Genomic DNA, 6,832 nt, shown 5'->3' on the forward strand with positions numbered 1-6,832 from the left:
GGCGGCGTCAGATGTCGGGTCGGGGGGCGTACGTTCCCGGTCAGCCGGGTCCGACGGCGACCGGAACGACGAGGTCCGCGCGGTGCCGGCCCAGCGCCACCAGTCGCGCGTTGGCCTCGTCGGAGTCCCTGACCCAGCGCTCGGCGTACGGCCGTTCCTTGCCGAAGCTCACATGCCGGTCGACCAGCCGTCGTACGCGCACCACGGGGTCGAGTTCCAGGAACCACGCCTCGTCGAGGAAGCCGCGGACCGGCGCCCAGGCATTGTCGTCGTGCAGCAGGTAGTTGCCCTCGGTGATGACGAGGGGGACGTCGGGCGCGACGGCGACGCTGCCCGCCACGGCCTCCTCCAGCGCCCGGTCGAACGCGGGCGCGTAGACGACGACCCCCGGTGCGGGCTCCCGCAGCCGGGCCAGCAGCGCGGCGTATCCGACGGCGTCGAAGGTGTCGGGCGCGCCTTTGCGGTCGGCGCGGCCGAGTCTGCGCAGCTCGGCCTGGGCGAGATGGAAGCCGTCCATGGGGACGAGTACGGCGCTCCCGCCGAGCGCCGCGACGAGTTCCGCCGCGAGGGTGGACTTGCCCGCGCCCGGTGCGCCCGCGATGCCCAGGATCCGGCGTTGGCCGGGGGCGGCGAGCCGACGGGCGCGGCGGGTGAGTGCGTCGAGCTGCCACGCGTCCATGGGCGCATTGTTCCATCCGGGCCCTCGGCCCTGTCTTCAAAGTCCCGCCTGGCCCGCGACGCCTGGCACGGCACCTCGCCGCGTTGTCGGAATCGACCAAGTACGCCCAGTACGAGGCCGATCCTCCGCCTTGCGATGCACCGCACCAGCCGCCGCAGGCCCCGCCCTACGGGCGGACGGCGCTACTTTGAAGACAGGACCTAGGCGGCAGGGAGACGTCGCGCTGCCTTGCCCACCCTCCGGTCATACGTATAACGTTCCGGCCATGCCTCATATCGCCCTGGTCACCCTCGTCGTCCGCGACTACGACGAGGCCATCGCCTTCTACACCGAGTCCCTCGGCTTCGAACTGGTCGAGGACACCGACCGGGGCGACGGCTCCCGCTGGGTGGTCGTACGGCCGCACGGCGGCGCCGGGGCGCTCCTGCTGGCCCGCGCGTCCGACGACGCCCAGCGGGGGCGCGTCGGCGCGCAGACGGGCGGCCGGGTGGGGTTCTTCCTGCACACCGACGACTTCGCGCGGGACCACGCCCGGATGCTGGCCGCGGGGGTGCGCTTCCTGGAGGAGCCCCGGCACGAGCCGTACGGCTCGGTGGCGGTCTTCGAGGACCTGTACGGCAACCGCTGGGACCTGATGCAGCCGGCCCAGCCCTAGGGTTCATCTTTCGCGGAAGCCTCGCCGGATCAGCGGGAGCGGACGGCGCCGTGGGCGATCAGGCTGTTCGCGCGGTCGAGCACCGTCCGGCGGGCGGGTCGCGGCTGCCGGCCGAGGACGCGCCGCGCCTTGTCGGTGCTGTGGCGGTTGCCGCGGCCAAGCGCGGGCGTGATCTCGCGCAGCGACGGGTCGCGGAAGCGGGCGGCGAGGCGGACGGCGTAGCCAGGCAGCCGGGCCGGTGCCTCAGACCTGGGCGAGGTCGGCCAGGGCGTCGAGACGCGTGGGCGTCCAGCCCAGCTCGCGGCGGGCGCGCGCGCCGGTGAGCTGCTGGTCGAGGGCGAACGCCTCGGCGATCGGGCCCATCCGCCGCTCGGCCTCCTCAAGGGTCAGCGGTTCGATCCGGCCCGGACATCCGGCGGCGTGGCTGAGGGCCCGGGTGATGTCCGCGAGCGGCAGGTTCTGGCCGCCGACCCCGGCGTAGACGGAACCGGCCGGGGCGTTCAGGGCCAGGACGTACAGCTCGGCCAGGTCGTCCACGTGGACCAGCGCCCAGTGGTTGGACCCGTCCCCGATGCACGGTACGGCGCCGGCGGCGCGCCCCGGCTCGACGAAGTACGCCTGCGTCAGTCCGCCGGAGTGGCCGTGGACCAGTCCCGGCATCACCACGACCGGGCGCTCCCCGGTGGTGGCGCGGGCCAGCACCCGCTTCTCGTTCTCCAGCCGCCAGGCGGTGATGCGCGGCGGGCTCTGCGGGGCGTTCTCGTCGACGACCCCGTCGGTGTCGCCGTACACCCACGCCCCGCCGGTGTGCACGTACGGGCCGCTTCCCGCACCCTCCTGCATCGCCTCCGCCGCCGCGCGGTCGACGTCCGCGGTGCCCTCGGCGTAGTCCACCCCCAGGTGGATCACCCCGTCGGCCCGGCCGGCCGCCTCCCGAAGAACGCCGGTGTCGGTGAGCGCCCCCGCGACGGGGGTGGCACCCAGGTCGGTCAAGGTGCGCGCGGAGTGCTCGCTGCGCGCCAGCGCCGTCACCTCGATGCCGTGCCGGATCAGTGCCTGGACGGTGGCGCGGCCGATGTAGCCCGAGCCGCCTGTGATGAAGACCTGCATCGCACTCACGGTCCTTTCCGATGGCGGCGGGGGATCCGCCGCTCCTTCCACCCTGGACCCGTGCCGCGGATCACGTCCAAGACCTCTTCCGCCATCGGTGATGCCCTCGGGGCATCAGTGCTGGGACACGGCGATGTCGGCGAACTCCGGCAGCAGCGGGGAGTGCCGGTGGGCGCTCCAGGCGAGGCAGACCTCGTTGGGGCCGATGTCGCCGATGGGCACATGGGCGACATCGGTGTGGGTGTAGTACGTGGCGGTGGAGAGCGGGAGGACGATGACGCCCCCGGTCGTCGCGACGTGTTCCAGCTTCTCCTCGACGCTGCGGAAGGCGGGGCGCGGACCGGCGGTCTCCGTGCCGTCCGGCCGGTCGGGGAGGTCGCGCCACTCGGGTACGGCGTCGGGGTCCTGCAGCAGGCGTTCGGCGGCCAGGTCCGCGATACCGATGGACTCCTTGCCCGCCAGACGGTGGTGCGCCGGCAGGACGGCGACGCGCGGTTCCCGGAAGACCGGGCGCAGCGCCAGGCCGCGACGGTCGACCGGCAGCCGCACGAAGCTCACGTCGAGAAGGCCCTCGTGCACCGCCTCGACCTGGTCGGCCCAGGAGGTGCGCACCACCTTCACGGTCAGCTCGGGATGCGCGGCGGAGAAGGCCCGTACCGCGCCGGTCACCGTGATCCCGGGCATGAAGCCGACCGTGAACGCCGACTCCCCCCGCGCGGCCCGCCGGACACGGAGGCGGAGCGCCCCCGCGCCGGCCAGCAGGGGCCGGGCGTCCTCCAGCAACTGGCGGCCCGCGGCTGTCAGCTCGGTGGACTGCTTGTTCCTGGTGAGCAGCTCGGCGCGCAGTTCGTGCTCCAGCGCGCGGATCTGCCGGGAGAGCACCGGCTGTGTGATGTGCAGCCGCTCCGCGGCCCGCCCGAAGTGCAACTCCTCGGCCACGACGAGGAAGTAGCGCAGCTTGCGCAGATCGACATCCACCAGCCCTCCCACCGTGCGGACGCCGTGCGGGCGCCATGCGTCCAGGCTAGGCGCACTCCGGGGGCTCTGCCCGATCCGGCCTGGTCCAAAAGACCCGCCCTAGCCCGCGGACCGCTCCCCCAGCACGCAGAACTCGTTCCCCTCGGGGTCCGCGAGCACCACCCACGGTTCGTCCCCCCGCTGCCCGACGTCCGCGTGGCGGGCGCCGAGTGCCAGGAAGCGTTCGACCTCCGCGTCCCGGTCGTCGGGGCGGAAGTCCAGGTGGAGGCGGTTCTTGACGGTCTTCCCCTCCGGTACGGGCCCGAAGAGCAGGCCGGGCATCCGGTCGGGTGCCGGCCTGATCTCGTAGTCCTCGGGCGAGTCGTTCACCACGGTCCAGCCGAGCGCCTCGCACCACCAGCGGCCGAGGGCGGCCGGGTCGGTGGCGTCGACGACGAGCGATTCCCATTCGAGTCCCATGGGCCCGAGGCTAGGGCCTGTCGCCGACGGGCCCTAGGCCCTGTCTTCAAAGTCCCGCCTGGCCTGCGACGCCTGGCACGGCACCTCGCCGCGTTGTCGGAATCGACCAAGTACGCCCAGTACGAGGCCGATCCTCCGCCTTGCGATGCACCGCACCAACGAGACATCAGCCGCTCCGCGGCGGGCGCAGGCCCCGCCCTACGGGCGGACGGCGCTACTTTGAAGACAGGACCTAGCGGACCGCACCCCGCCCCCGCCCCCGCCAGCCGGACGGCAGGGCGTACTCCCACCCCGGCCGCCACCACCCCGGCGGCTCGTCGACCACGTCGCGCAGCCGGGCTCTGCCGAGCAGGCACGCCAGGGCCCAGCGGTTGGCCGAGTGTGCGACGAGCAGTACGCGCTGTCCGTCCCGGTCCGCGCTCAGCTCCCGCAGGAAGTCGGCCGTGGCGTCGAGGACGTCGCGGTAGCTCTGACCGCCGAGGAACGGCTCCGTGATGTGCCGGGCCCTGCGTGGGGCCAGTTCCGTGAACGGGCGCCCGGTGAAGTGGCCGTAGTCGCACTCCCGCAGCCGCGCGTCCTGGTGGACGGGTATCGCCGTCCCCGCGAACGCGATCCGCGCGGTGTCCACCGCCCGCGCCAGGTCGGAGGTGAACACCACGTCGATTCCGTCGTCACGGCGCCGGTCGCCCAGCTCACGGGCCTGTCGGCGGCCGGTCGCGGACAGTTCGCCGGGGAGCCAACCGGTCGCGAGTCCGGCCTCGTTGTCGGTCGTGGTGGCATGGGTCTCGTAGACGAGTTCCACCGTCATGCCGGGGGCCGGATCATCAGTTGCCCGGCATCGGGAAGGCCACCGGGCTCCGTTTGCCGTCCCGGTTGACCGCCCGTACGCCGAAGAAGACGTTGTCCTTGGACAGGTCGACCGTGTGCGTGGTCGCGAGGCCGACCTTGATCACATGTGTCCACTCCGGTTCCGTCGTCTCGCGCCACACGACCTCGTAGCCCGCCAGGTCCGGCTCCGTGCCGAGCGCCCACTTCAGCTCGGTGTCGTTGGTGAGGTTGCTCGTCACGATCCGCGCCTCGCGCGGCGTGCCGGGCGCCTGCGCCAGGGTCCACAGCACGGCGCCGTTCACCCGCGTCACGCGCGCGATGTAGTCGAAGTCGCAGAACTCGGGCAGGTCGCCGTACTGCTTGCCGTCCTCCACCCGTACGTCCTGGTGCTGGTGCGCGAAGTCCTCGGCCGGTTCGGTGAACCGGGCGGCCGGATAGCCCTGTTCGAGGAACGGGATGTGGTCGCCGCCCCGGAGGTAGCGGTCGCGCCGGTAGACCACGCGTACGTTCATGCCGGTCGCGTCGTTGTCCCCCACGTCGTTCACGAAGCGCGCGAGCTGCCGGGTCGCCGAGTCGTTCTCGCCGCCCACCGAGCGGCGGGTGTTGGCCTGCGCCGGGGTCTCGGACGTCGGTACGCCCTCCGCGAAGAGCCGCACCGTGTACGGGTCGCGGGTGCCGTCGTCGGCGCGCGAGCTGCCGATGATGTCGTTGGTGAACATGCCCTGGATGTCGGCGCCGGCCGCCTTGAACTGCTTCGCGGCGTACCCCGATCCGTACAGGCCCTGCTCCTCGCCGGCGACCGCCACGAACACGATCGTCGCCGCCGGGCGCCGCTTCGCCAGGACCCGCGCCAGCTCCATCACGAGCGCGACACCGGAGGCGTCGTCGTCGGCGCCCGGCGCGTCGCTGGTGGCGTCCATGACGTCGGTGACGCGCGAGTCGTAGTGCCCGGCGACGACGTACACGCGGTCGGGGGTGACCGAACCACGCAGTGTGGCGACGACGTTGGTGATCCTCGTCGCGACCGGGACACGCGACGCGGGTTCCTGGATGTACGACTGGAGCCCGGCGGTCATCCTGCCGCCCGACACCGCCGCGTACTTCTTCATCTCGGCGAGGATCCAGTCACGCGCGGCGCCGATCCCACGCTCGGGGTCGTCCTGGACGGACAGCGTGTGCCGGGTCCCGAACGCGGCGAGCCGCCGTACGGTCGCCTCGATCCGGTCCGCGTCGATCTCCTTGAGCAACGTGCGCAACTCCCGGTCGGGCGCCTGCACGGTGGCGCCCCCGCTCCCGCCCCGGCCGGGCGCGGCGGCCGCCTGCCCGCCGGAGGCGATCAGGGGCACGCCGGCGGCCGTCACGGCGGCCGAGGCGAGGACGGTCCTTCTACGCGGCATTCCAGCGGACTGCTCGGGCATGGAAAATCCCTTCCGAAGCGATGAACCGGCGCTTCATCGTCATGGACAGGCCAACCCCACACAAGCCCGCGCACAGGCCCATGACACAGGCCCGCGGCACGCGCCCCCGGCACAGGCCCGCCCACCGGCGCGGGCCGTGGGTGTGGTGGCGGCAGGTACCGTAGGGCGTACCGAGATCGTGCACCTCTCTGCGGGCTGCGTGACACCCGAAGGGACTGGTGAAGGAAGCCCATGACGACCAACCGAGGACGCAAGGACGTCATCCGTGACCGGATGAACGCCACCGGCGAGTCGTACAACGTCGCCGCCCGCAATCTCAAGGCCATGAAGGACATGGGCGCCACCCGCGAAGCCGCTCTCGTGCAGCGCTGGGTGCCCGCCGAGAGCTTTGATGTGCCCTGTCCGTGCGGTGGGACCTGTGAGCCGGGTGAGACCTGCGACCACTGTCATGCCCGGCACCGGCATGTGAAGCGTTATCCGGGCAGCACCACCGAGGTCGAGACCTGGGCCGACCGGTACGAGTGCACCGGCTGCTCCTCCTCGTACACCCTCACCGTCCACCTGGCCGGGCGGCCCTGGGGCGTCGCCGAGACCGTGGTGGTCGGCGGGTCGGCGGAGGAAGTCGTGCGGGCGCGGGTGCTTCCCGGGGTGATCCATCCGCTGCTGCGCTCCGAGGCGGAAGCGGCGACGGCCACCGGCGGCGAG

Annotated in this window: 8 protein-coding genes; 2 read left to right on the forward strand and 6 right to left on the reverse strand. The window is 72.6% G+C overall.

Features of this window, described 5'->3' with window-relative positions; all coding sequences use genetic code 11:
• Nucleotides 1-40 precede the first annotated feature (40 nt).
• Nucleotides 41-679, reverse strand: coding sequence for a nucleoside/nucleotide kinase family protein (locus ACFUN8_RS01745; protein ID WP_383630049.1), 639 nt, complete (start codon nt 677-679; stop codon nt 41-43).
• Nucleotides 680-944: 265 nt separating this feature from the next.
• Between ACFUN8_RS01745 and ACFUN8_RS01750 the strand changes: the two genes are divergently transcribed.
• Nucleotides 945-1,334, forward strand: a complete 390-nt coding sequence (locus ACFUN8_RS01750) for a VOC family protein (protein ID WP_383630051.1) — start codon at nt 945-947, stop codon at nt 1,332-1,334.
• 243 nt (nt 1,335-1,577) lie between these two features.
• On the opposite strand, the gene ACFUN8_RS01755 is transcribed toward ACFUN8_RS01750, so the two are convergent.
• The 5 genes from ACFUN8_RS01755 to ACFUN8_RS01775 all read right to left on the reverse strand — a co-directional run bounded on the left by ACFUN8_RS01755 (nt 1,578) and on the right by ACFUN8_RS01775 (nt 6,127).
• The gene (locus ACFUN8_RS01755; RefSeq protein WP_383630053.1) at nt 1,578-2,444 is read right to left on the reverse strand and encodes an NAD-dependent epimerase/dehydratase family protein; all 867 of its coding nucleotides are present in this window, start codon (nt 2,442-2,444) and stop codon (nt 1,578-1,580) included.
• Nucleotides 2,445-2,558: 114 nt separating this feature from the next.
• On the reverse strand, nt 2,559-3,422 hold the full coding sequence (locus ACFUN8_RS01760) for a LysR family transcriptional regulator (protein ID WP_383630055.1): 864 nt from the start codon (nt 3,420-3,422) through the stop codon (nt 2,559-2,561).
• Nucleotides 3,423-3,521: 99 nt separating this feature from the next.
• On the reverse strand, nt 3,522-3,881 hold the full coding sequence (locus ACFUN8_RS01765; protein WP_383630057.1) for a VOC family protein: 360 nt from the start codon (nt 3,879-3,881) through the stop codon (nt 3,522-3,524).
• 232 nt (nt 3,882-4,113) lie between these two features.
• Nucleotides 4,114-4,689 carry a histidine phosphatase family protein gene (locus ACFUN8_RS01770; RefSeq protein ID WP_383630059.1) on the reverse strand — a complete coding sequence of 192 codons (576 nt, stop codon included), beginning with the start codon at nt 4,687-4,689 and terminating at the stop codon, nt 4,114-4,116.
• Between the two features lie 16 nt (nt 4,690-4,705).
• On the reverse strand, nt 4,706-6,127 hold the full coding sequence (locus ACFUN8_RS01775) for a M20/M25/M40 family metallo-hydrolase (protein WP_383630061.1): 1,422 nt from the start codon (nt 6,125-6,127) through the stop codon (nt 4,706-4,708).
• Nucleotides 6,128-6,358: 231 nt separating this feature from the next.
• Here ACFUN8_RS01775 and ACFUN8_RS01780 point away from each other — a divergent pair.
• Nucleotides 6,359-6,832, forward strand: a 474-nt coding sequence (locus ACFUN8_RS01780; RefSeq protein WP_383630063.1) for a hypothetical protein, incomplete at its 3' end; no start/stop codon positions are given.

The sequence above is a fragment of the Streptomyces sp. NPDC057307 genome, from assembly GCF_042667665.1.
GTDB lineage: Bacteria > Actinomycetota > Actinomycetes > Streptomycetales > Streptomycetaceae > Streptomyces.